This is a genomic window from Citricoccus alkalitolerans (assembly GCF_039528175.1).
GTDB classification, from domain to species: domain Bacteria; phylum Actinomycetota; class Actinomycetes; order Actinomycetales; family Micrococcaceae; genus Citricoccus; species Citricoccus alkalitolerans.
Genome location: NZ_BAAALH010000002.1, coordinates 1,081,901 through 1,104,886, shown reverse-complemented (window position 1 = coordinate 1,104,886; position 22,986 = coordinate 1,081,901). Strand labels below are relative to the sequence as shown.

The 22,986-nt window shown below is 69.1% G+C and carries 19 protein-coding genes; 10 read left to right on the top strand and 9 right to left on the bottom strand.

All coding sequences use genetic code 11. The annotated features are described in order from the left end of the window. Positions 1-37 precede the first annotated feature (37 nt). From ABD134_RS10910 to ABD134_RS10900, 3 genes are all read left to right on the top strand, one after another. Complete coding sequence (locus ABD134_RS10910; RefSeq protein WP_344229383.1) at positions 38-970, top strand: LysR substrate-binding domain-containing protein; 933 nt, start codon at positions 38-40, stop codon at positions 968-970. Positions 971-1,117: 147 nt separating this feature from the next. Further along, positions 1,118-2,224 carry an agmatine deiminase family protein gene (locus ABD134_RS10905; protein ID WP_344229381.1) on the top strand — a complete coding sequence of 369 codons (1,107 nt, stop codon included), beginning with the start codon at positions 1,118-1,120 and terminating at the stop codon, positions 2,222-2,224. A 213-nt stretch (positions 2,225-2,437) separates the two neighbouring features. Continuing rightward, complete coding sequence (locus ABD134_RS10900) at positions 2,438-3,616, top strand: hypothetical protein (protein WP_344229379.1); 1,179 nt, start codon at positions 2,438-2,440, stop codon at positions 3,614-3,616. A 190-nt stretch (positions 3,617-3,806) separates the two neighbouring features. On the opposite strand, the gene ABD134_RS10895 is transcribed toward ABD134_RS10900, so the two are convergent. Together ABD134_RS10895 and ABD134_RS10890 are read right to left on the bottom strand one after the other, a co-directional pair. Then, on the bottom strand, positions 3,807-7,409 hold the full coding sequence (locus tag ABD134_RS10895; RefSeq protein ID WP_344229377.1) for an SNF2-related protein: 3,603 nt from the start codon (positions 7,407-7,409) through the stop codon (positions 3,807-3,809). A 31-nt stretch (positions 7,410-7,440) separates the two neighbouring features. Next, positions 7,441-8,784, bottom strand: a complete 1,344-nt coding sequence (locus ABD134_RS10890; protein ID WP_344229375.1) for an AI-2E family transporter — start codon at positions 8,782-8,784, stop codon at positions 7,441-7,443. 122 nt (positions 8,785-8,906) lie between these two features. On the opposite strand from ABD134_RS10890, the gene ABD134_RS10885 reads away from it, so the two are divergent. Beyond that, positions 8,907-9,500: a cyclodeaminase/cyclohydrolase family protein gene (locus ABD134_RS10885; protein ID WP_344229373.1), complete on the top strand. Its 594-nt coding sequence runs from the start codon at positions 8,907-8,909 to the stop codon at positions 9,498-9,500. A 61-nt stretch (positions 9,501-9,561) separates the two neighbouring features. Here ABD134_RS10885 and ABD134_RS10880 read toward each other — a convergent pair whose 3' ends face one another. Continuing rightward, a complete protein-coding gene (locus tag ABD134_RS10880) occupies positions 9,562-9,750 on the bottom strand; it encodes a hypothetical protein (protein ID WP_344229371.1) in 189 nt (62 codons plus the stop codon). Between the two features lie 74 nt (positions 9,751-9,824). Between ABD134_RS10880 and ABD134_RS10875 the strand changes: the two genes are divergently transcribed. The 3 genes from ABD134_RS10875 (at position 9,825) to ABD134_RS10865 (ending at position 12,278) form a co-directional block, all read left to right on the top strand. After that, on the top strand, positions 9,825-10,490 hold the full coding sequence (locus ABD134_RS10875; protein WP_344229369.1) for a winged helix-turn-helix domain-containing protein: 666 nt from the start codon (positions 9,825-9,827) through the stop codon (positions 10,488-10,490). Positions 10,491-10,590: 100 nt separating this feature from the next. Beyond that, the gene (locus ABD134_RS10870) at positions 10,591-11,799 is read left to right on the top strand and encodes a D-arabinono-1,4-lactone oxidase (RefSeq protein WP_344229367.1); all 1,209 of its coding nucleotides are present in this window, start codon (positions 10,591-10,593) and stop codon (positions 11,797-11,799) included. Continuing rightward, entirely contained in the window at positions 11,799-12,278 is a 480-nt protein-coding gene (locus ABD134_RS10865) for a sensory rhodopsin transducer (RefSeq protein WP_344229365.1), read from the top strand. Before ABD134_RS10870 ends, ABD134_RS10865 begins: the two co-directional genes overlap by 1 nt. On the opposite strand, the gene ABD134_RS10860 is transcribed toward ABD134_RS10865, so the two are convergent. The 6 genes from ABD134_RS10860 to ABD134_RS10835 all read right to left on the bottom strand — a co-directional run bounded on the left by ABD134_RS10860 (position 12,217) and on the right by ABD134_RS10835 (position 18,472). Further along, a complete protein-coding gene (locus ABD134_RS10860) occupies positions 12,217-12,888 on the bottom strand; it encodes a DoxX family protein (RefSeq protein WP_344229363.1) in 672 nt (223 codons plus the stop codon). The genes ABD134_RS10865 and ABD134_RS10860 overlap by 62 nt on opposite strands. 85 nt (positions 12,889-12,973) lie before the next feature. Further along, on the bottom strand, positions 12,974-13,900 hold the full coding sequence (locus ABD134_RS10855) for a serine hydrolase (protein ID WP_344229361.1): 927 nt from the start codon (positions 13,898-13,900) through the stop codon (positions 12,974-12,976). Then, positions 13,897-14,913, bottom strand: a complete 1,017-nt coding sequence (locus ABD134_RS10850) for a serine hydrolase (protein ID WP_344229359.1) — start codon at positions 14,911-14,913, stop codon at positions 13,897-13,899. Before ABD134_RS10850 ends, ABD134_RS10855 begins: the two co-directional genes overlap by 4 nt. 214 nt (positions 14,914-15,127) lie before the next feature. Continuing rightward, positions 15,128-16,804 (bottom strand): tripartite tricarboxylate transporter permease, encoded by a 1,677-nt coding sequence (locus ABD134_RS10845; RefSeq protein WP_344229357.1) that lies wholly within the window; start codon positions 16,802-16,804, stop codon positions 15,128-15,130. Between the two features lies 1 nt (position 16,805). Further along, positions 16,806-17,492: a tripartite tricarboxylate transporter TctB family protein gene (locus tag ABD134_RS10840; protein ID WP_344229355.1), complete on the bottom strand. Its 687-nt coding sequence runs from the start codon at positions 17,490-17,492 to the stop codon at positions 16,806-16,808. Further along, entirely contained in the window at positions 17,489-18,472 is a 984-nt protein-coding gene (locus tag ABD134_RS10835; protein ID WP_344229353.1) for a Bug family tripartite tricarboxylate transporter substrate binding protein, read from the bottom strand. Before ABD134_RS10835 ends, ABD134_RS10840 begins: the two co-directional genes overlap by 4 nt. Before the next feature lie 193 nt (positions 18,473-18,665). Here ABD134_RS10835 and ABD134_RS10830 point away from each other — a divergent pair, with 193 nt between their 5' ends. The 3 genes from ABD134_RS10830 (at position 18,666) to tcuA (ending at position 22,965) form a co-directional block, all read left to right on the top strand. Continuing rightward, positions 18,666-20,477: a sensor histidine kinase gene (locus ABD134_RS10830; RefSeq protein WP_344229351.1), complete on the top strand. Its 1,812-nt coding sequence runs from the start codon at positions 18,666-18,668 to the stop codon at positions 20,475-20,477. 14 nt (positions 20,478-20,491) lie between these two features. Continuing rightward, on the top strand, positions 20,492-21,265 hold the full coding sequence (locus tag ABD134_RS10825) for a response regulator transcription factor (protein WP_344229349.1): 774 nt from the start codon (positions 20,492-20,494) through the stop codon (positions 21,263-21,265). Between the two features lie 182 nt (positions 21,266-21,447). Beyond that, a complete protein-coding gene (gene tcuA / locus ABD134_RS10820) occupies positions 21,448-22,965 on the top strand; it encodes an FAD-dependent tricarballylate dehydrogenase TcuA (RefSeq protein ID WP_344229347.1) in 1,518 nt (505 codons plus the stop codon). Positions 22,966-22,986 lie beyond the last annotated feature (21 nt).

The following is a 22,986-nucleotide window of genomic DNA, read 5'->3' as shown; positions in this document are numbered from 1 at the left end:
ACGCACCCCACCCGATCCCTCGTGAAAGGCCTGAGTCATGCTGGACGTCCGCCGTCTCGTTCTGCTGCGCGAGCTGTCCATCCGGGGCACGATCTCCGCGGTGGCCCGGGCCACGAACCTGGCCCCCTCCTCCGTCTCCGAACAGTTGTCCATGCTGGAGCGGGAGACCAAGACCGAGTTGTTGCGCCGGGTCGGGAGGAACGTGCAGCTCACGGAGGCGGCGATGGCCCTCGTGGAACGGGTGGAGCCGATCCTCGGCGCCCTCGAGGAAGCCGAGACGGCTCTGGTCTCGACCGGTGGCGCCATCAGTGGGCGCGTGCGCCTGGCGGTGTTCCAGTCCGCAGCCCTCGTCCTGATCCCGCCGGCCCTGTCCCTGCTGCGTGAGCGCCATCCCGCCCTGCGGCTGGAGATGGTCCAGTACGAGCCGGAGCGCGCCCTGCATGAGACGTGGGCACGGGACTTCGACGTGGTCGTCGCTGAACAGTATCCCGGACATTCGGCACCGCATTGGCCAGGGTTGGACCGCCGCCAGTTAGTGAAGGACGAGTTGCAACTGGCCGTGCCCGCCACACTCACCATCGGCGGCCAGCCCCTGCCGATCGGGGAAGAACTGGCCACTCTTCTGCAGCACCGGCCGCTGCCCTGGGTTATGGAGCCACGGGGCACGGCCACTCGACACTGGGCCGAGCAGCTGATTCGGTCCGCCGGTCACGAGCCGGACGTCCGCTTCGTCTCGGCAGACCTGCAGTCTCATGTGAAGCTCGTCGAGTCCGGCAATGCGGTGGCACTGCTGCCCGGTCTGACCCTGGCGGACCACCCTCAACGACTGCGCCGGATCTCTCTGCCCGGGCAGCCGCTGCGCACCGTCTTCACGTCCATCCGGTCCTCGTCGGCTCGGTCTCCGGCCGTCGTCGCCGTCCGTTCCGCCCTGGAGGATGCGGCGCAGCCGCTGGATGCCGGGAACGGCTGATAACGAACAGGTCGCGACCGGCGCGGAACGGGCCCGGGGGTTGCGTACTCGCATAGCATGGGGGAGTCGGTGACCAGATGTCCGCTGCCCTGCGCATGTCAGGACCGACGCACTCGACCCCCGTGAAGCACCTGACGAAAGGGACCCATGCGCCAGGATCCGCAGGCACTGCCGCTTGGTGGGGTCTCGACGGACCTGTCAACAGCGGTGTGGCACCTGCCCGGGGACACCGAGCCGCAGGAACGGCTGTGGATGGCCTTCCCCCGCGACTATGCGCAGATGGGCACCTCCACGTGGGAGCTGTCCGGAGCCCGCCGCGCCTGGACCCGGGTGGCGCATGCGGTCATGGACTACGTACCCGTGACCCTGTTGGTGGACCCGGCGGACCGGCAGATCGTGCACACGTACGTGGATCCCATGTTCCCCATCGTGCCGTTGGCCATGGACAACCCCTTCCTCGGCCTGACCGGGCCGACCTTCACCACAGGTGACGTGGATCCAGCCACGGGCCAGCGCCAGCTGGGCATGATCGACTGGGTCTTCAACGGCTTCGGCCGCCGGCCCGGATTCGACTACCGCCTGGACGACGTGGTGGGCGGCACCATCTCCGACCTCACCAACGCCCGGCGCCAGCTCTCACTCATGGTCAACGAGGGTGGTGCCTTCATCACGGACGGGGAGGGCACCCTGATCGCCTCCGAAGCCGTCCTGCTCGACCCGGCACGCAACGGCGGATGGACCCGCGAGCACGTCGAGGCTGAGTTCACGCGGTACACGGATATCCGCAAGATCATCTGGCTGCCCGGCGGTCTCAGCCGCAATCAGGGGCGGTTCGGCCTGGGCGGGCACATCGACCAACTGGTCACCTTCGCCTCCCCCACCGTGCTGCTGCTGCACTGGCAGGAGAACCCGGCCCACCCGGACCACGCCGTCTCCGCCCGCACCCTGTCCATCCTCCAGCACGAGACGGATGCCCGGGGCCGGCCCCTGAACGTGGCCACCCTGACCGCGCCCCTGGCCGGCCAGGACGACCGCGGCCCCCTCGCCTGGTCCTATGTCAACGTCCTGCCCGTCAACGGAGCCGTGGTGGTCCCCTCCTTCGAGGACCCGCACGACGACGGCGCTCACCAGCTGCTGCGCGCCGCCTACCCGGGGCGCACGGTCGTGCCCATCCCGGCACAGCGGCTGTACCGACGCGGCGTCGGCATCCGCCAGGTCGTCCTGCCGCAGCCGTCCCGGAAGGTGCCCGCCTAGACCAGGCGGATGGCGGCAGTGGTGTCTCTGCTGCCTGTGACGTCTCCGCTGTCTGTGGCGGCTGTGGCGGCTGAACCTCCACGTCTCACGCTCGGCCCGCTCGCGTCCTGCATCTCGATTCCCGATGATCGTGAACATTCCCACTCAGAATGACCGGGCTTCTTCACGATGAGCGGGAAAAGCTGCGTCGTCTGATCCTCCACAGCCGGCGAGATGCCCACGATGGTCCACATCGGCCCTTCAGCTGACCGCACAGGACCCCGCCCCCGTGATGTCCTGACTGGCATGATGGCCGCCTCGACCAAACTCTTCGCCCCTGATCTCCGGTTTCCACTTGAGGCGACCTCTCCGCAAGCCGTCGCCGCTTGGGGCATCGCTCTGCGCCGAGCCACCGAGGACGGTGCACCGACGGACGACGCACGCCTGGTGTTCAGAAAGGCCAGGTCCGGGGACCTCATCAGAGTCCGCCCCGGTGTCTTCGCCCCGGCCGAGCAGTGGAACCAGGCTTCACGCGATGACCGCTTCTGTGCCTCTGCGGCGGCTCTCGCCCTGACCAGCCGGACCGACCCCGTCTTCTGCCGGGAGACGGCGCTCCTGCTGTATGGGTTGCCACTCGTCAACAGGCCCGGAGTCCTGACCTTGCGGGCCTCCAGCGCCAGCGTGGCCGGCTCCATCAAGCGGACGAAGCCGAAGGGCGCCACCTGGCCGCTCTTCGACGAGCGAAGGATTTCTGTCCCACGGGCGTGGAGTGGCTTGTCCTCCGGGCAAAGACATCCGTTCCGACAGTTCCTCCTGCCAGGATCCTCGCTGGTGCTCGAGGACTTTCGGCTGTGCCTGGCGGACACCTTGCCGCGGCTACCGTGGGAAGACGCGATCGTGGTGGCTGACGCACTATTGAGCGGACTGAGGAACTCGCCAGCCAACATGCCGGCGGTGGTGGCCAGACCATGGACCATCCAGGACCTCACCTCCATGGCGAACTGGTGCTCCAGCCGGAAAGCCGCCCACCGCCTTCGTCAGATCACCGCCTTCGCCTCGCCCCTGTCAGCGTCTCCCGGCGAATCGTGGAGCCGAGTAGTCATAGACCGGCTTGGCTTCGAACCGCCAGAGCTCCAGCATCAAGTGCGGTCCGCTGATGGCCAGCTCCTCGGAATCCTCGACTTCTGGTGGAAGGGACTGCGGCTGGCCGGTGAGTTCGACGGCAAGCGGAAGTATGCCGGCGGCAACAGCTACTCGGGGCGCGACGTCGATCCGGTGATCCTGGACGAGAAGTTGAGATCAGAACGCATCCAGGAAGAAGGCATTCGCTTCGTCCGCTGGATGTGGGATGACCTGACGTCACCTCGTCGACTGGAAGCCAAACTGCTGCGTGCCGGCGTCCCCCGGCGCTGAAGACTGCGACGTGACCACCCACCCACTGGTCGAAACGAACCACACCGCGTCCGAAACGCCGAAAATTCCCGACGATAGCGATTAATCCCCGTCATCATCATGGGAAATTCTCACGATCGGCGGGAATCGACGCAGGTAACACCGCGAGCGACGGCAGTGACAGCAGGCGCCGGCTCAGGGCCCCCGCGTGTCAGTCGTCTTCGGGGGTGAACAGCTCGCGGACATCGTCGGCGGTGATGGTGGAGGAGAAGGCAGCATCCCCGTCGGTCAGCGAGGAGAACAGCGCCGCCTTCTTCTGTTGCAACGCCAGCACCTTCTCCTCGATTGTTCCTTCGGCCACCATGCGGTAGACCATCACGGTCCGGTCCTGGCCGATGCGGTGGGCGCGGTCCACGGCCTGGGCCTCGGTGGCAGGGTTCCACCACGGGTCCAGCAGGAACACGTAGTCGGCCTCGGTCAGCGTCAGGCCGAAGCCGCCGGCTTTGAGGCTGATGAGGAAGGCAGGAGCCGTCCCCGCCTTGAACCCCTCGATCACCTTCGAGCGGTTCCGCGTGGATCCGTCCAGGTACGCGAAGGCCACCCCACGATCCGCCAGGGCGTCCCCCACGCGCGTCAGGAAGGAGGTGAACTGACTGAAGATGATCACTCGGTGGCCTTCGGAGACGATCTCCTCGAGCTGGCCCATGAGTGCCTCCATCTTGGAGGACGGAACGGAAGCATACTTCTCGTCCACGATCGCCGGATCCAGCGCCAGCATGCGCAGCAGGGTCAGCGACTTGAAGATGATGAAGCGGTTCTCCTCCATGTTCTCCAGCAGCCCCAGGACCTTCCGCCGTTCGCGCTGGAGCACCTGGTCGTAGAGCCGGCGGTGCTTCGGCACGAGCTCCACGTGGCTGACCTGCTCCTGCTTCGGCGGCAGGTCCGAGGCCACGAGGTCCTTGGTGCGCCGGAGCATGAACGGCCGGATCCGCCGCCGCAGCCGCGCCATGCGCTTCGCGGCGAACCGCCGCCCGTCCGCGGAGGAGTCCGGCTGCTCGATCGGCTTGGTGTACTCGGAGCGGAACACCGTCGGCGAGGGGAACAGTCCCGAGGCCGTCAGCGAGAGCAACGCCCACAGATCAGACAGGGAGTTCTCCATGGGCGTGCCCGTGATCGCCAGGCGGAAGGGCGCCCGGATGGCCTTGGCCGCCTGGTGCGCCTTCGCCGCCCGATTCTTCACGAACTGGGCCTCGTCCAGCACCAGCCCGTCCCAGTCGAGCCCGGTGTACTCCTCTGAGTCCAGACGCAACAGGGTGTAGCTGGTGATCACGACGTCGGCTCCGGCCGCTTCGTCGGCCACGCTCGTCCCCCGCTTGGCGGTGGTGGTCTCGAGCACGCGCAGGGTCAACTCCGGCGCGAACCGTGCGGCCTCGTCCTTCCACACGGACAGCACGGATGACGGGGCCACCACCAGGAAGGGAGGGGCACCAGCCGCGAGCTGCCGCGCACGGACCATCAGCGCCAGGGTCTGGATCGTCTTGCCCAGTCCCATGTCGTCAGCCAGGATCCCGCCGAGGTGATGGTCGTAGAGGAAGGACAGCCACGCGAACCCCTCCAACTGGTACGGACGCAAGGTGGCCTGCAGGCCCGGGGGGACGGCCGGCGTCGGGATCTCCGCGAGGTCTTTGAGGGCGCCCACGGACTCCCGCCAGGCGACCGCCTCCTCGGACTCGTCCGCGAGGTCCTCGAACTCCTCCCAGAGCGCCACGTCATACTTGTTGATCCGCGGAGCGTCAGACTTCCACTCGCCCATGGACTCGGCCTCGGAGATGAGCTCGCGCAGGCGGTTCAGCCCGGGGTGGTCGAGCGAGAAGTAGCTGCCGTCATTCAGCATCAGGGTCTTCTTGCCCTGGGCCAGCGCCTTGAAGACCGCGGTGAACGGGATGAGCTGGCCGCCGACGGTGATCTCGAAGCCGAGGTCGAACCAGTCGTTGTCCCGTGGATTCGCCGCCTCGACCTGGGTGACGCGCACCTGGGGGTCGTCCGTCAGTTCGCGGTAGTCGGGACGCTCGCCGTGTTCGATGACCTTGACGTGGTCCATCTTCGAGAGCGTCGGCAGCACATATTCGACGAACCGGGCGGTGTCAGCTCCGTGCAGGTGCGTGTTCCGGATGGTTCCGGGCAGCACGGCCACGCCGTCCGTGGCTTCCTCGGCGGCCGCGCGGACTGCTTCCAGCACGGCGTCCTCATGTTCCACATCCCGGTCCACGTCCACCCCACGGGCACGGCCGGAGTATCCGGTCGGGGACCAGCCGCCGCGGGTGTGTGGACGCCGGTGTTCCACGGGCAACTCACGGCGCGGGCCCCAGTACAGCCAGTACCACTCCAGCGCGGTCTCATGGTTCTTCCGGTGGTCCACCTCGAGCCACAGCTCGGGTGCCGGGACCTCGGGGAACTCCACGGTCCCGTCTGCGCTGTCCACGTCCATGATGCGGGACAGCCGCGGGTAGACGTCGTAGAAGAACTCCTCCGACTCCTCCGGCGGGATCCGCAACGGTTCCGGCTGCTGCAACAGCTCCAGCACGGGGCGGGGGATGGCTGCCGACGCCTGCGCGAGCGTCAGGCGCACCGGCGCGAGATGGCGCGGGGCGTCGTCGAGGATCTCGGTGGCCACGAATCCCCCGGTGCCCGCGGCCCGGGCCCCGGGGATGATCTGTCCTGCGGATTCCACGATCGGGGCCACCTCCAGGCCCTCGTCCGGTCCCCTGACGTCCAGCCTCACGGTGGCCGGCCCGGTGAAGGCCACCTCACTGAGGATGCCCTGGCCCACGAACTCCACGCCCAGGTCCCGCGCGCGCGTCAGGAGTTGCCAGGCCGCCGGCCCGGACAGGGAGTCCAGCCGCAGCGTCTCATCGTTTCCATAGGCGTGCGGCCGTTCGGCGAGGTAGAGGCGGTAGAGCTGTCCGAGCAAGTCCACGTGGTCCCCGCGGAGCTGGTGGCGCAGGCCGCCGTACTGGAACTTCTTCCAGGTCAGTCCGCCCTTGATCCAGTTGTCCCGGGTGCCCCGGCGCATCGGCCGCAATTGGACGTGCAGCGGGACCCCTTCCTGGATGTCCGCCACCGACGCCTCGTTGGCGCCCCAGCGCCGGCGCATCTCGTTGCGCGGCTCAGCCAGCAGTTCCACCCCGATCCCCACCGGCTCCTCCGCGTGGGTGACTGCCTCCTGCCCGGTCAGCTCGCCGAGCACGGTCCGCCAATCACCTGCCACCGAGCCGGTCTGGGTTCCACCGCCACGGCGCGCTGCCGCACTATTCCCGACGCCGTCGCCATCCGTGAAGCGATCCACCTCGCCCCATCCCTGGGCTGGCGGCGCCGCGTTCGGATCGAACATTCCGGCCAGGGGTGCCCCGGGAGCCGGCGGCCGCAGGTGATCCCGGATCGCCAGCGTCGTGGCTGCATAGAGCAGGGCCGCGGCATGCTTGCAGTCGTTGCGGACCGGGCAGCTGCACCCGCCCCGCAGAGGAGTCCATTGGCGCGGGAGGGACTCCGAAGAGGCGCGGCCCGGCACGAGGATCGCGAACGTGTCGTACGGCAGCGGGTCGTTGCCCTGCACCTGCCCGAACAACGTGCGCGGGGAGTTCGGTGCCGATTCTCCGGCACGGTCCGGGCCGGAGCCGCCGTCCGTCGGCTCCCACAGCAGCCCCGAGACCACTCCCTGGCGCGCGTATTTCTTGCCGCGCTCGGCCGCCTGGGCGCCCACCAACCGGGCGATGTCCTGGTCGGCGACATAGGGGTAGGAGGGGGAACTGCTCATCCCTCCATCGTTTCACGCCCCACGGACACCCTCAGCCCTCCTCCACAGTCCGCACGGGTGTTCCAGCAGCTGTTCCGGCGTCGCCTCTCGCACGGGTCCGGCCGTCGGAGTCGAGGGCGACGGTGGCCCCCTCGCCTGGGTCTCCCGGCTTGCCCGGAACCGTCCCGTCGCCACCGGCACCGTCTCCGCCACTGGCCCCGTCGTCCAGGCCGCCGACGGTTCCGGGTGCGCCCCCGTCACTCGCGGTCGCCGCCGTCGCGATCCGGGCCTTGCGGTGCCGGGACTCCATGCCTCTCAGGTCAGAGGCGATGAAGGAGTTGATCCATCGCGACTGGGGATCCGCGTCGATCATGATGGCCTTCAGCAGCAGCGTGGCGGGCAGGGCCAGGATGGCGCCGAGTGGCCCGAGGATCCAGGCCCAGAACAGCAGGGACAGGAAGGAGACGGTGGGGATCACGCCCACGGCATCGCCGGTGAACTTGGGCTGGATGATCGATTGAATGACGAAGTTCAGCACCGAGTAGGCGGCTACCACGGCGAAGAACGCGCCCCAACCGCCCTCGACCAGCCCGAGCAGGGCCGGTGGGATCATGCCGATGATGAAGCCAATGTTGGGGATGTAGTTCGTCAGGAAGCTCAGCACACCCCAGACCCAGATCATGGGCACCCCGATGATCGCCAGCGCCACGACGTCCAGCCCGGCCACGATCAAGCCGAAGAGCGTGGTGACGACCCAGTACCGGCGCACCCCGTAGGCGAAGGCGGTGAGAGCGGCGCCGAGCTCGTACTTGGCGGTGTTGAGCAGGGCCATGCGGCGGTCTACGGCCACGGAGTCCATGGCCAGGAAGAAGACGGCCATGATCACGGTGGCCAGCAGCCCCAGGATGGCGGTGACGTTGGAGAGCAGCGCGGTGACGATCCCGGTGGCCGTCGACACCACCGTGGACATGTTGAGGCCGGCGAGCTGCTCGATCATCATGTCCGGGGTGACGCCGAAGCTGCCGATCCAGGTGATCATGCTGTTGTAGATCTCGTTGAACTGCTGCCCGTACTCGGGCAGGGCCATCACGAGTTCGGAGGCCGACCACAGGATCAGCGCCATGAACACCAGCAGCACGACGACGACCATCAGCACGGTGACCGAGGCGCCGATGAAGCGGTGCACGCCCCGCTTGATGAGCCATGCCTGCAGCGGATAGGCGATGATCACCAGGTTCAGTCCGAGGAACACGGGGCCGATGATGGTCTGGAGACCCTGAACGAATTGCAGCGTGATGACCAGGCCGGCCAGGCACAGCACGATGACCAGGAACCGCGGCCAAACGCGGTTCGATCTGGTCCCTGGGGTCATGCCGGAGGAATCTGCAGTGTCCACGTCCGAGAGTCTACGGCGGCCCCCGGACAGGATGCCGTCAGGGAGAACCCTGAATCCCACCCTGAGAACCACCCGGAGCCAGGGATGCTGACAGGACCGCAGGGCCCGATTAGCCTCGGACCATGATCCGAGACGAGAGCATTGAGGGATACGTGAACCGCCTGGCCTCCGGCGAGCCCACGCCGGGAGGCGGGGCCACCGGCGCCCTCCTGCTGGCCCAGGGAGTCGGCCTGCTGGCCATGGCGGCCCGGTTCAGTGACCACGAGGAACTGGCGGAGCGGGCAGCCACGCTGGCCTCGCGCGCGCTCGCCCTGTCTGATGACGACGAGCAGGCGTTCGCCCGGGTCTCCGAGGCCTTCGGTCTGCCGAAGGACACGGATGGAGACCGGCAGGAACGCTCGCGGCGCATCCAGGAGGCGATCCGGGCAGCCGCCGTGCCACCGCGGGACCTGGTGGAGGCCTCCGGTGCCGCCCTGCGGATCGCGGAGGATATCCTTGCGGACTGCAACGCGAACGTGCTCAGCGATGTCGGGGCCGGGCTCGGTTGTGTGCGTGGGACGTTGGTGGCCGCGGCGGCGACCCTGGAGACGGACCTGGCGCCGCTCCAGGACGAGGACGCCCGCACCCAGGTCAGCGCGGACATCCTCGAGGCCGACCGCCTGATCGGCCAGGCCGACGATCTCATCGACCGCACGCGCCAGCGGATCCGCGGTTGAGGATCTGCGATTGAGGATCACTGTGCCAGCTGCCCCGGCGCACCGGTCGTCACAGTCCACGTCATCGCAATCCCGGTCCCCCACCGACGACGCCGGCACGCAGCACCCGCTGGACCGTCAGATCCGCGGAGCGCAGGTCCCACCACGACGGGGCTGGGGCCGTCTCGGCGGCGTCCGGTGTGGGCTTCAACTCGGACCGGCCGGCCCGAGGGAGCAGGACGTTCGGGGTGCGGCGCAGCATGCTCATCATCTCCGTAGACTGTTGCCAAGAAGTATATGCAGAGATTTCTCTGCAAAGATGTCTATGCAAAGGTAGCTCTGCACATGGCCGATGACAAGACCTCCGTGCCCGATTCCCCTGATCCCGTCGTCGGCAAGGACGCCATGCCGGGGGTCGCGTCCCGGGCGCTCGACGCACGCGCCATGAAGGCATTCGCCCACCCGCTGCGGATGGCGATGTACTCCTACCTCACGGACCGCGGCACGGCGACGGCCACCTCCATGGCCCAGCACCTGAACGAGAGCACCGGGCAGACCAGTTACCACCTGCGTCAGCTGGAGAAGCACGGCTTCGTGGAGGAGGACACCGGGCGGGGCTCCGGCCGGGAGCGCTGGTGGAAGCCCGTGGGGTTCGCGGTGCCGACCTACGAGCTATCGCAGGACGAGTCCAACCGTCCTGCCATCCAGGCCCTGTTCCAGACGACCCTCAATCAGCGGGCGCAAGCCCTCGGTCGGTGGCTGAGCGTGGAGAACCACGCCGATCCCGAATGGGTCAGGGCCTCCATCGACTCCTCCAGCACCCGCACCATGACTGCCCGGCAGACTCGGGCCCTGAGCGAGGAGCTCATGTCCGTGATCGAACGCCACGAGCAGGCGCTGGACCATGCGGAACCGGCCCCGGACGCACTCTCCGAGCAGGCCGCGGACGGTGAGGAGACCCGCCGGGTCCGCCTCTACCTCAGCGTCTTCCCCCTGGTGATCGAGGACTGAAGGCCCACCCACCTCTACACCCGCAGTGACCCTGGATGCCATGATGAGGCTGATGGATACCACGCGAAATTTCACCAACTGGTCAGGAAGCGTCTCCTGTGTGCCCGAAGCCTGGCACTACCCGGCCGACGAGGTCGACGTCGCCCGGCTGGTCCGCCAGGCCCGGAGTGGCGGCCAGGCACTGCGGCCACTGGGCTCCGGCCACTCCTCTTCCGCCTTGGTGGCCACAGACGGTGCGCTCGTAAGCCTGGATCGTCTCAGCGGGGTGGTGTCCACGGACCCGCACCGTGGGCTGGCGACAGTGTTGCCCGGGACCGGGCTCGCGGACCTGGGCTCCGCGCTCGCCGAGGCCGGGCTGGGACTGGAGAACTTCGGGGATGTGGACTACCAGGCGATCGCCGGGGCCATCGCCACGGGCACCCACGGGACGGGCCGGGACCTGGGCAACCTCTCCTCGATGCTCGTCGGGGGCCGCCTCGTCAGCGGCACCGGGGAGGTGGTTCGCTTCGGCACCGAGTCAGACGACAGCGACAGCGACGACAGTCTCCTGCGGGCCGTCCAGGTGTCCCTGGGATCGCTGGGGTTCCTCACGTCCCTGACCCTGCAGGTCCGCCCAGCCTATGAGCTGCGCCGGACGAACTGGATGACGCATATCGACTGGGTGCTGGAGCACTATGCGGAACTGGTGGCGAGCAACCGCAATATGGACTTCTACTGGTATCCCCGCAGCGACCTGGCCCAGGTGCGCATGCTCAACGAACCCGGCCAGGAGCCGGACCTGCTCCCACCGGGGCGGCTGAAGCGGGACGAGACCGGGCCGTCCTACGAGATCATCCCGAACCGGCGTGAGATACCGTTCGAGGAGATGGAGTACATGATCCCGCTGGACACCGGGCTCGAGGCCTTCCGGCAGGTGCGGCAGCGGGTGCGGGAACGGCACCGGGACCGCGTGGGCTGGCGGGTGCTGGTCCGGACCATCGCCCCGGATCGCGGGATGCTCAGCACGGCCAATGGCCGGCCGACCATGACGATCGCCCTTCTGCACAACGCCACCCTGCCGTACCGGGACTACTTCTCCGACATGGAACCCCTGTTGCGTGGCTTCGAGGGGCGGCCTCATTGGGGCAAGAAGCACTCGGCCACCGCAGAGCGGTTGGCTCCGCTCTACCCGGAGTGGGAGGAGTTCGGCCGATGGCGCCGTGAACTCGATCCGGACGGGGTATTCCTGAACGACCACCTCCGCGCACTGCTCATAGGGACGCCCAGCTCGCCGTCGGCGTCCGCCGCCGAGATCTGGAAGGAACGCTGATGGACAGCCAGACGGATCCCATAGCCGGCCCCCTGACGAATACTCGGGAGGGTGCCTCGATTCACCCCGAGGCATCGCAGAGGGCCGCCCACACCGCATGGACCTTCCCGGCCGGGCTGGTCCCCGCAACCAGCACAGGCCATGAACCCGAGTGCACCAGCCGCAATGTGCTGTGCCTGCTCAACGCGACCAGCCGCGATGCCTGCGTCCGGCTCACGGTGTTCCACGAGGACCGGGATCCCGTCGGCCCGTACGAGGTCGCGGTTCCGGCGCAGCGGGTCAAACACGTTCGCATCAACGACCTCATCGACCCGGAGGCCGTGCCGCTGGGCCAGCCGTATGGGCTGGCCGTGTCCTCAGATGTCCCGGTCACGGCCCAGTTGCTCTTGCTCGATACCGGTGGCGGAAACTATGCGCTCACGGCGCTGCCGGGCTTTCCGGGCCCCGCAGACGGCGGAGCAGCAGCCGGTCCAGGCTGAACCGGCCTGGACCAACGACGGCCAGTACCAGGGCACCGACACCCAACCCGGCGGCCAGTTCCCAGCCGCCATCCGCGGCGAAGAGGCCATTGCTCACGTGGGCGAACACCACTGCCCCGGCCAGCACGAGCCCGGCCAGCACTCCGGCGATCGGTGTCAGCAACCCCAGGATGAGCAGCATGCCGCCACCGATCTCCACGGCCATCGTGATCACGGCCGCGGCCTCCGGCAGCGGGATACCCATGCCGCCGAGGCCCTGGGCGGTGGCAGACACGCCCTGGAGCGCCTTCTGCAGCCCATGGGCCACCAGCACCACACCGAGGACCACCCGCGCCAGTAGCAGCACGGTGTCCCGGATCAGCTGCGGGACGGGGACCACATTGGCATCCGAGTCCTCGGTTCTCGCACTGGAGCGAGTGGGTGCGGACGACCGGGAGGACGAAGCGGACGGCGTGGCGGAGGCAGGCGGCGTGGAGCCACTGGCCGCAGGGCGGAAGGGCCCTCCCGCCCGTTGCCACTCGACACCGCAGGGCTCCTCGTGGCCACTCCGGGCAGCCAAGGCCTCGGCGGCGCGTTCCTCGGGCGTCTTCACCTCGTTGGCTCTGGTCATTCCTTCAAGGCTTCCTCGCCAGTGTGGTCGCGTCAAACGGCCTGCCGGTGAGACGGCGGATGCACAGGGCCTTGCCAGCCCCCCTTCAGGTGGATGGGAGTGTGGCCTGCGGTGCGGGCAGCGGCTGCTCCAGCCCGGTCCAGCCTCGCCAGACGGACAGCCCGAGCGTGCCCAAGGCGGTGGACGCCTCCAGAGGCGTGACGGCCGCGCCGTCCCGGTGGAGCGCCGGACGATAGGCCGCGACGACGGCGGCGCCAGCCCCAGCGTCCGCGCACCCGTCCGCATCCTCAGCCTCGCCGCCGGGGAGCCGCCCGTCAGCACCGGGCAGGACGAGGACCGAGGCGAATCCCGACCGTGGCCGGTCTCCGGTTGCCTCACCGCTCAGGTTGCCGGCCGATTCCCACCCGGCCACGGTGTGGTGCGGGACCGTCCGTGGTCCGAAGCCCGGCAGCGCACTGGCCAGGCCAGCCGGTTCGAAGACCTCGCCCATCCAGCCCAGTACCCGTTCGGGCAACCGGGACAGGGCGGTGCACAGGTCGGCCGGAGTCGTCACACCCGCCTCCGGCTCGAATCCTGTGATCTCGGTGTCTGCCAGGTTCCAGTCTCCGATCAGCGTGCCGGCCACCTCCAGCAAGTCGACACCCCGGCCCGCCAGGAACTCGAGCACCGCCTGGAGGCACGCACCATCGCCCGTCCCCACGATGAGGGACAACGCGTCATCCACCGTCAGCCGCAGCTCACTGTCCATCCTCCGCAGGGTGCCCGTCCGGGATGCCCTGCGATGGTCGGCGGTCAGGGTGAGCCGCTCCCCCAGCAGCCCCGGATCGGACTCGGCCCACCGGGCCACCGCCGCGGCGAACACCAGCGTGCCGGTGCCGGCTAGCGGATGGCGGGTGCCGGCGTCGTGCGAGTACTCGCTGCCGTCCGAGAACCGGGCGGCGAAGCATAGCTGAGGGTACGCCGCCGGGATGTCAGCGAGGCGTACAGCACGCACGGCGGGCAGCCGGCTCACGCTGTGACCACGGGCACGGCCCAGTCCTCGATCGCGCGGCCGATCTCGGCGAAGGCGGTGAAGACGGCGTTGCGGCCCGGCACCCCGTCCGGCAGGGCGGTGGGGATGGTTTCGGCATAGACCGCGACGGCGGCCAGTGGCATCCCGCGCGCGTCCAGCGCCAGCCCCACCTGGGACAGTGAGCGCAGGCCGCGGCCGTTCTTCTCCGCGAAACTGATGCGCGTGGTCGCGGCACCGAGGCGAGGCGTGTAGATGCCCCGCATGAGGCCGATGATCCGGCGGCAGTCTTCGGGATGGAGCTGGAGCCGGGCGGCGGCCCTGACGGCCGCTGGACCTCCACCGGCACCGGATCCGATCAACGCCAGCAGGTGGGCCTGGTCAGCGGCGGTGGTGACAGTGAGCCCGTCGATCGAGTGATGCCAGGCGAGGTCACCGGTGCGCGGGAAGACCTCACGGTGGAGGGTGGAGCGCATCCCGGCCCAGGCGCAGTAGTCGTTGACGTACTGCAGCGACTCGCGCTCTGGTGCCGCATCATCCGCCGCCTCGCCGGCCACGGCCGCTCCGATGGCTTCGAAGACCAGCTGGGTGCAGATGTTGTCCGAGGTGCACATCATCTGCGTTAGGCAGTCCACCAGCGTCAGATCGAGCCCGGCGCTGAGAATGCGCATGATGCCGGCCTGCACGCCGTCGCGGTGCGCCTCGGTGATCGTGTGCCGCTGCTCGAGATCCAGCCGGCCGGCACGGGCGAGCGCGAGTACGGCGCAGAGGATGCTCACCTTACGCGTGGAGAAGGAGGGCACCACCGTGTCCGCGCCGTCACCGATGGCGCGCACTGCGCCGGCGACCGGCAGGGCACCCGCGCCGGAACGTTGGGCCGCTGCGCCACCGGCCGGGACGACCCCGACGAGCGGGACGATGCGCCAGGACACGGAGAAGGGCTGGTCTTGCAGGAAAGTGCCAAGGCGACGCTCCACGGCGAAGAGACGATCCTGACTCGGCAGTGATGTGTCCACCGCTCCTCCTGGTGTCTACTCGTGCTGGTGTTCCCTCGCGCTGCCGCGCGCCCTCCGGACTCCGAAGGTCCTCGGGTGATGTCCGGCCCTGCGCGGGAACCTATCACCCGTTGCGCCCAGACCACCGCGGAGACACCACCGCGCCCCACCGGTCGGAACCGGAGGGACGCAGTGGCGCACGACGTGCGCGGAAGTGATCCGCAGGGAACGAGTGCTAGAGCCGGGTCGCCATCTTCTCGGTCTCCTCGGCGGTGCCGGACGGTCCGGAGCCGCCGGTCGCAACCGTCGAACCGGTCGGTCCTGAGGGGGCCACCGGCTCCCCGCCGGAGCCGCCAGGCCCGCCGGAGCCGCCCTCGGGCCCCTCACCGGTGCCGCCCAGCGCGGCGGCCGCCTTCTGGCGGCGGTGACGCACGTGCTGCACGGCGCTGACCGCGAGGGCCAGGACCAGCACGGAGTACAGGATCACGGTGACGGGGCTGGAGACCAGGACGGACACGTCCCCTTCGGAGACGGTCAGCGCGCGGCGCAGCTCGGTCTCCGCCAGCGGTCCGAGGACCACGGCGATCAGCACAGGGGCCAGCGGGAACTGGTAGCGCCGCATCACGAAGCCCAGCAGGCCGATCACCAGGAGCACCCAGAGGTCCAGGGTCGAGGAACTGATGGCGTACACGCCCAGCATGGACAGCACCGTGATGCCGGCGTAGAGGTAGTGGCGCGGGATCAACAGCAGCTTGGCCCACATCACCGCGAACTGCATGTTCAGAATGACCAGGACCACCAGGCCGATGAACAGTGAGGCCAGCAGGGTCCAGACCAGTTCACCGCTGCGCTCGAAGAGCAGGGGGCCGGGCTGCATGCCGTACTGCTGGAAGGCGGCCAGCATGATCGCCGCGGTGGCGGAGGTGGGCAGGCCGAGCGCGAGCAGGGCGCCCATGGCGGTACCGGCGGTCGCGTTGCCCGCGGCCTCGGGAGCGGCCACACCGCGGATGGAGCCGGTCGAGCCGAACTCCTGGTCTCCTCGGCGCTTGGCCAGGCGCTTCTCGGTGCCGTAGGCCAGGAACGTGGGGACCTCGGCCCCGCCGGCGGGGATGATCCCGAAGGGCACGCCGAAGGCGGTTCCACGGAGCCAGGCCGGGAGGGCCTTGCGGACGTCCGAGCGTTCCAGCCGGGCCCGGCCGTTGGTGCCGATCCGCTCCATGGCGGGATCCCGGTGGATGCGGCCGGCGATGTGCAGCACCTCGCCGAGGGCCAACAGACCCACGGTGATCACCACGATCGAGATGCCGTCGAACAGCTGCGGCATCCCGAGGGTGTACCGGACCGTGCCGGAGGGGCCGTCCACACCCACCATGGCCAGGACCAGGCCGATGCCGAGGGCACCCAGGCCCTTCACCACGGACTCGGAGACCACAGAGGAGATCGCCAGGAAGGCGAACACCGCCAGAGCGAAGTACTCGGCCGGACCGAAGGCGGTGGCCATCTTGACGAGGAGGGGTGCGAAGAACACCACCAGGGTAGTGGCGATCAGGCCACCCACGAAGGCGCCGACGGCGGCCGTCGCCAGCGCCTTGGCGGCCCGGCCGTCCTTGGCCATCCGGTGCCCTTCGAACGAACCGGCAATGGCCGCGGAGTTGCCGGGGGTGTTCAGCAGGATCCCGGCGGTGGAGTCACCGAAGAGGCCACCGAAGTAGACGCCGGCGAACATGATGAACGCTGCGGTCGGGTCCAGCGTGAAGGTGATGGGCAGCAGCAGGGCAACGGCCATCGATGAGCCCAGGCCAGGCAGCACACCGACGGCGGTGCCCAACAGGGCGCCGATCAGTACCCACAGCAGGTTGATCGGGGTGAGGGCGGCGCCGAAACCCTCGAACAGGAGGTTCAACTGGTCCATCTCAGATCAGTCCTTCCAGGAAACCGCCGGGCAGGTTCAGTCCGAGGCCGGCGTTGAAGGCCAGCTGGATGACTGAGGAGAACACCAGCGAGATGATGAGGTCGAACAGCGGTCGCTTGCTGCCCAGTGCCTTGCAGACCACCCAGAACAGGCCGGCCGCGGACAGCACCCAGCCCAGGACGGGCAGCACGAGGATGAACACGGCGATCCCGCCGACGATCAGCCCCACGGTCTTCCAGTCGGTGTACGTCTTCCAGCCCTGGGGCAGTGTGGCACCCGGGGTACGGCCGGCGATCCGCTCACGGCCCCGTTCGGAGGCGTGGGCCAGGTCGCCGAGCAGGTCCGAGGAGGTGTCCGCATTCACCGCATCGTCGGTGAGGTCCGGCAGCCGCGGGTTGCGCAGCAGCTGGATGGCGTGGACGACCGCGACGGCGTAGAGCACGATGCAGACGATTGTCGGGAAGAACTGGGGCCCCGGCACGGAGTCGCCCATGACGTTCATGGTCGCGGTCTCGATGGCGAGCCAGGTGGCGATGCCGCCCACCAGCAGGGGCATGATCAGTTCGCTGCGGCCGGCCCAGAATCCCCGACGCGCGGTCCCGCCCTGGGGTGTGGCCGACGTCGGGCCCTGCGGTCCGCCGGGCGAACCGGCAGTTCCGGCCGGGGGTAGTGTCTGCTGCTGGCTCACAGTCCGAGTCCTTCCACGATGTCACGGGTGCGGTCGATCTCCTCGTCGAGGAAGGCCTCGAACTCGTCGCCCGTCATGTAGCTGTCCGTCCAGCTGTTGCGCTCGAGGGCGTCCTGCCAGTGCTCCGTCTGGCGGTATTCCGCCACGATCTCCAGCAACTCGCCCCGGTCCTCCTCGGAGACTCCGGGGGCCGCGGCCAGGCCGCGCCAGTTGGCCATCTCGGCATCCACGCCCTGCTCCAGGAAGGTGGGCACGTCCACGCCGGGCAGCCGCTCCTTCGAGGAGATGGCCAGGGCCCGCAGGTTGCCGGCCTCGATCTGATCCGCCACCTCGTTGTATCCGGACATGCCGGCCACGGTGGTGCCGGAGAGCATGGAGGTCAGCGCCTCGCCGCCGCCCGAGTAGGCGATGTAGTTGGTCTTGGACGGGTCGATCCCCGCCTTCTCCGCCACGAGGCCGGTCAGCAGGTGATCGATCGAGCCGAGCGAGCCGCCGGAGATGGACGTGCCACCCGGGTCCTGCTTCCACGCTTCGATGAATTCGTCCACGGTCTCGTACGGCGAGTCCGCCGGCACCACGAGGGCGGCATAGTCGTCCGCCAGCCGAACCAGCGGCTCGACGTCGTCCATGGAGACTCCGGAGTCCGCCAGCTCGACGGCGCCGACCATCACGCCGCCGGTGACCATCATCATGTCCGAGCGGCCCTCCATCTGGGCGAACTGTCCCAGGCCGATGGTGCCACCTGCTCCGGGGACGTTGACCACCTGGACATTGTTGGAGATCCCATCGGATTTGATGGCCTGCTGGGATTCGCGGGCGAAGCCGTCCCAGCCACCGCCGGGCGCCGCGGGTGCCATCAGCACCAGCTTGGATCGGGCGGTGGCCTCGCCTCCGCCAGCGGCGGCATTGACCAAGGCAAGGCCGACGACGCCGGCGGCTGCCACCCCGAGGGCGGCCTTGGTGAAGGTGCGTGAACTCATGGTCTTCCGTACTCTCTACGTCAGTGATTCGGACCACTTAAGCCGTGGCCGATCCTCCACGTTGACAGAAACGTGATCCATGGCACAGCAGAATGATGGTTGTGGTCATAAGGGGTGGTTAAGAAACTTCTGACAACACCGCGTCACGTCCCCCCGTCCCCCCGTCCCCTTGATCCCCCAGGAGTCAGCCACGGTGCTTCACCCCCCGCCCCGCCTGCACGGGCACCGGCCCCGCCGCCGGTTCCGCCTGCAGTTGCTCACCCTGCAGCTGGCCATCGTGCTGCTGACAGTGCTGGCCGTGGCCGCCATCGTGCTGCGCTTCGAGGAACTGCGCACCCGGGACCTCGCCTTCGAGGAGGTCCACACCGTGGCCACCGAGATGGCCAGCGTCCCCGAGGTGATCGCCACGGTGAACGCAGCGGATGCGGTGGAGAGAATCCAGCCCATCGCCCACCTGGCCGAACGGGCCGCCGGGGTCGAGTTCGTGGTCATCGCAGACCGGGATGGCATCCGGGTGGCCCATCCCGATCCCGCGCAGATCGGCCAGCCGGTCTCCTCAGACCATGCCCCGATCCGTGCTGGCGAGACCTTCCGCGGCACCGAGGAGGGCCCCCTGGGGGAGTCACTGCGGTCCAAGGTCCCGATCTGGGACGGCGACGAGGTGGTGGGCACCGTCTCGGTGGGCCTGTTGCAGAGCGAGATCCGCGCCGACCTGCTCGAGGTCGTCCTCAGCTTCGCCCCCTGGGTCCTGCTCGCCGCCGGCCTGGGCACCGCCGGGGCCGCTTGGGCCTCCCGCTATGTGCGCACCAGGATCTACGGGGCCGGCCCGGAGGAGATGGCCGGCCTGCACCAGTCCCGGCAGGCCCTGCTGCACAGCGTCGGAGACGGCGTCATCGGCGTGGACGAGGACGGCACCATCACCCTCGTCAACGATGAGGCCACCCGACTGCTCGGCGTGGGCACGGACATCGAGGGCCGTCCGGCCGCAGAGGTGCTGGATGCGGACCTGGCCGCACTTCTGGCCCCCTCCCCCCTACCGGCACCCACACCTGCTTCGCCTCCGGGCACGGCAGCCGATGCCGGGCCCCGGCGTCCGATGCCGGACGAGGCCGACTGGGACCTGACGACCTTCGCCCTGGCCGGCGAGCGCATCCTGTTGGCTCGGGTGCGGCCGGCACGGGCGCAGGGGCGGCAGATCGGACGGACCCTGACCGTGCAGGACCGCACCGAGCTGGAAGCCAGCCTGCGGGAGCTGGAAGGCCAGCGCAGCCTGACGGAGACCCTGCGGTCACAGACCCACGAGTTCTCCAACCGGCTCCATGTGATCTCCGGCCTGCTGTCCCTCGATGAGACCGAGGAGGCGCAGGAGTACATTCGGAGCCTGACGGGCCTGGCCGGCGGTCCCTTTCAGCACGATCTCTCCGATGCGTCCCTGTCCGCGCTGGTCGGCGCGAAGTCCGCGCTCGCCCGGGAGGCCGGCGTCGTGCTGGAGCTGACCGCCGATAGTTCCGTCGAGACGGACTGGCGTGCGGACGACGACGCCCTCACGGTGGTGGCCAACCTGCTGACGAATGCCATCGAGGCGGCCGGGGACGGCGGCCGGGTGATGCTGGAGGTGACCGCCGGCACCACCGGATTCGCGGTCCAGGTGGACGATTCTGGCCCCGGGCTGGACCCGGACGCGGCGCAGGCGCTCTTCCGCTGGGGAACCTCCACCAAGGACACCGGCCCGGCGTCAGCGCGGCCCGTCGGAGGGCGCGGCATCGGCCTCGCCCTGGTGGACCGCATCGCCCGACGCCGGCACGGCCGGGTGGAGATCGCCCCGTCGCCCTGGGGCGGGGCCCGGTTCCAGGCCGCCTGGCCGGCGGCCGCAGACTCCGACGCCGTCCCGGACGCTGGCACCGACACGGGCACCGACACGGGCACCGATGACGATTCTCGTGCTGGAGCGGGCAGAGAACATACCGGGACACCAGACACTGGGGACAGAGGGGGCATCCGTTGATCAGGACACTCGTAGTGGATGACGACTTCGCGGTCGCGGGAATGCACCGGCGTTTCGTGGAGGCCCTCGATGGCTTCGAGGTGGTCGGGGTCTTGGAACGCGGCCTGCCGGTGGCGGATTACCTGACTCAGCACGAGGTGGATCTCGTGCTGCTGGACGTGCACCTGCCGGACCGGGGCGGCGTCCAGGTACTGGAGGACCTGCGAACGGCTGGTCATGACGTCGCGGTGATCATGGTGACCGCCGCCAGCGAGCGGGACACCGTCCGCCGCGCGGTGGGCCACGGCGTGGACGGCTACCTGGTCAAGCCCTTCAGCCGTGAGGAGTTCAACGAGCGCCTCCGGGAGTTCGCCGCCCTCCTGGCCGCCCACGGCGGATCCCTCCAGGGCTCCGGCACGGCCCCGGAACTGGACCAGACCGAGATCGACCGGTTGGTCCGGGGCGCATCCGGCAGAGCCCCGGGCAACGTGGAGCAACCCGGGCAGTCCAGCACAACGGCCCGGTCGGGAGCGGAGGCACGATCAGGCGCGGCCACACCAGTGGGCGGACCCCCGGACCGCCTGCCCAAGGGCTACTCGGCCCCCACCCTGAATCTGGTGGCAGCCGCGCTGCGAGGGGCCGGGGCCGGCGTCGACCTCTCGGCGCGTGAGGTGGCGGCGGCCTGCGGGATCTCCAGGGTCAGCGCGCGCCGCTATCTCGAACTGCTGACCGACCGCGGCAAAGCCGAGCTGCGTCCGCGCTACGGCGCCACTGGTCGCCCGGAACACCGGTACGCCTGGATCGGCTGAGTCCCAGAAGTCCGCCACAGAGCATCCGGCAGGGAGCACCGTGCCCCGATAACAGGCGCGAGGCATCGGCGGCGGGCCACCCCGCGTCCCTGTCCCGTCAGCGCTTGCAGCGTTGTCCACATTTGTATACATTCGTGCACAGTCGTCGGGTGGACCGGCGAGCCGACTGAAAGGGACTCCCCATGACCACCTCCCCCACCCCGGACACCCGCATCGGTGACGCCCAGACCGGCACCAGCCTGGACGCCGATGTCATCGTCGTCGGCGGCGGCAACGCCGCGTTCACCGCCGCCCACGCAGCAGCCGAGCGGGGCCGGAAGGTGCTCCTGCTGGAGAAGGCCCCCCGCGATGCCTTCGGCGGCAACAGCTACTACACCGCAGGGGCCACGCGCATCGCCCATGCCGGTCTCGAGGACCTGCAGGACTTCATCGAGCCGGACGAGCGCCACGCCGTCACGGAGGTTCCGGCCTACTCCGCCGCGGACTACACCGCCGACCTCGTCCGCGTCACCGACGGCCGCAATGACCCGGAGCTGACCGAGGGCCTGGTGCAGGAAGCCGCCCCGAACCTGCGGTGGCTGCAGTCACTGGGACTGAAGTACCGCCTGATGTACGAGCGCCAGGCCTACCAGCGCGAGGACGGCAGCTACCTGTTCTGGGGCGGGCTGCATGTCGGCAACGTCGGCGGCGGCGAGGGCCTGATGCATGACCACGTCCGCGTGGCCGAGCAGCTGGGCACCGAGGTCCGCTACGGCCAGGACGTGACCGGGCTGGTCGTCGAGGAGGGCCAGGTCAAGGGCGTCACCGTCCGCCAGGAGGACGGGTCTCTGCAGGAGCTGCACGCCGAGTCCGTGATCCTGGGCGCCGGCGGCTTCGAGTCCAATGCCGAATGGCGCCGCGAGCACCTCGGAGAGGGATGGGAGAACGCCAAGGTCCGCGGCACCCCCTTCAACAACGGGGACATGATCGCCGCCGGCCTGGAGATCGGTGCCCAGAAGGCCGGGCACTGGTCCACCTGCCACTCCACGCAGTGGGATGCGTTCACGCCGAACAACGAGTCCAACCGCGAGCTCACCAACCGGTTGACCCGTCAGTCCTACCCGCTGGGGATCATCGTCAACACCGAGGGCCAGCGGTTCGTGGACGAGGGTGAGGACTTCCGCAACTACACCTATGCCAAGTTCGGCCGCGAGATCCTCAAGCAGCCGGGCTCGGTCGCCTACCAGATCTTCGACGCCCCCCTGCGGGCCATGCTGCGGAGCGAGGAGTATGAGATGCCCGGCATCACCGTGGCCGAGGCAGGCACCCTCGAGGAGCTGGCCGAGAAGATCGGGATCGCCCCGGAGGCCCTCACCGGCACTGTCCAGGACTACAACGGGTCCATCGACACCACCGTCCCCTGGGACCCCACCGTCAAGGACGGCCGCCGCGCCGAGACCACCCCGGTCAAGTCCAACTGGGCCACCCCGCTGACCGAGGGGCCCTTCTACGCCTACGCGGTCACCTGTGGCATCACGTTCACCTTCGGCGGCCTGAAGTCGGACACCCACGGCCGGGTCCTGGACGCCGAGGGCGAGCACATCTCCGGGCTGTACGTGTGCGGTGAGATGCTCGGCGGGCTGTTCGCCGGCAACTACCCCGGCGGCTCCGGCCTGGCCGCGGGCGTCGTCTTCGGACGGCGCGCCGGTACGCTGGCCTGACATCGGAAGGCGTGCCGGCCG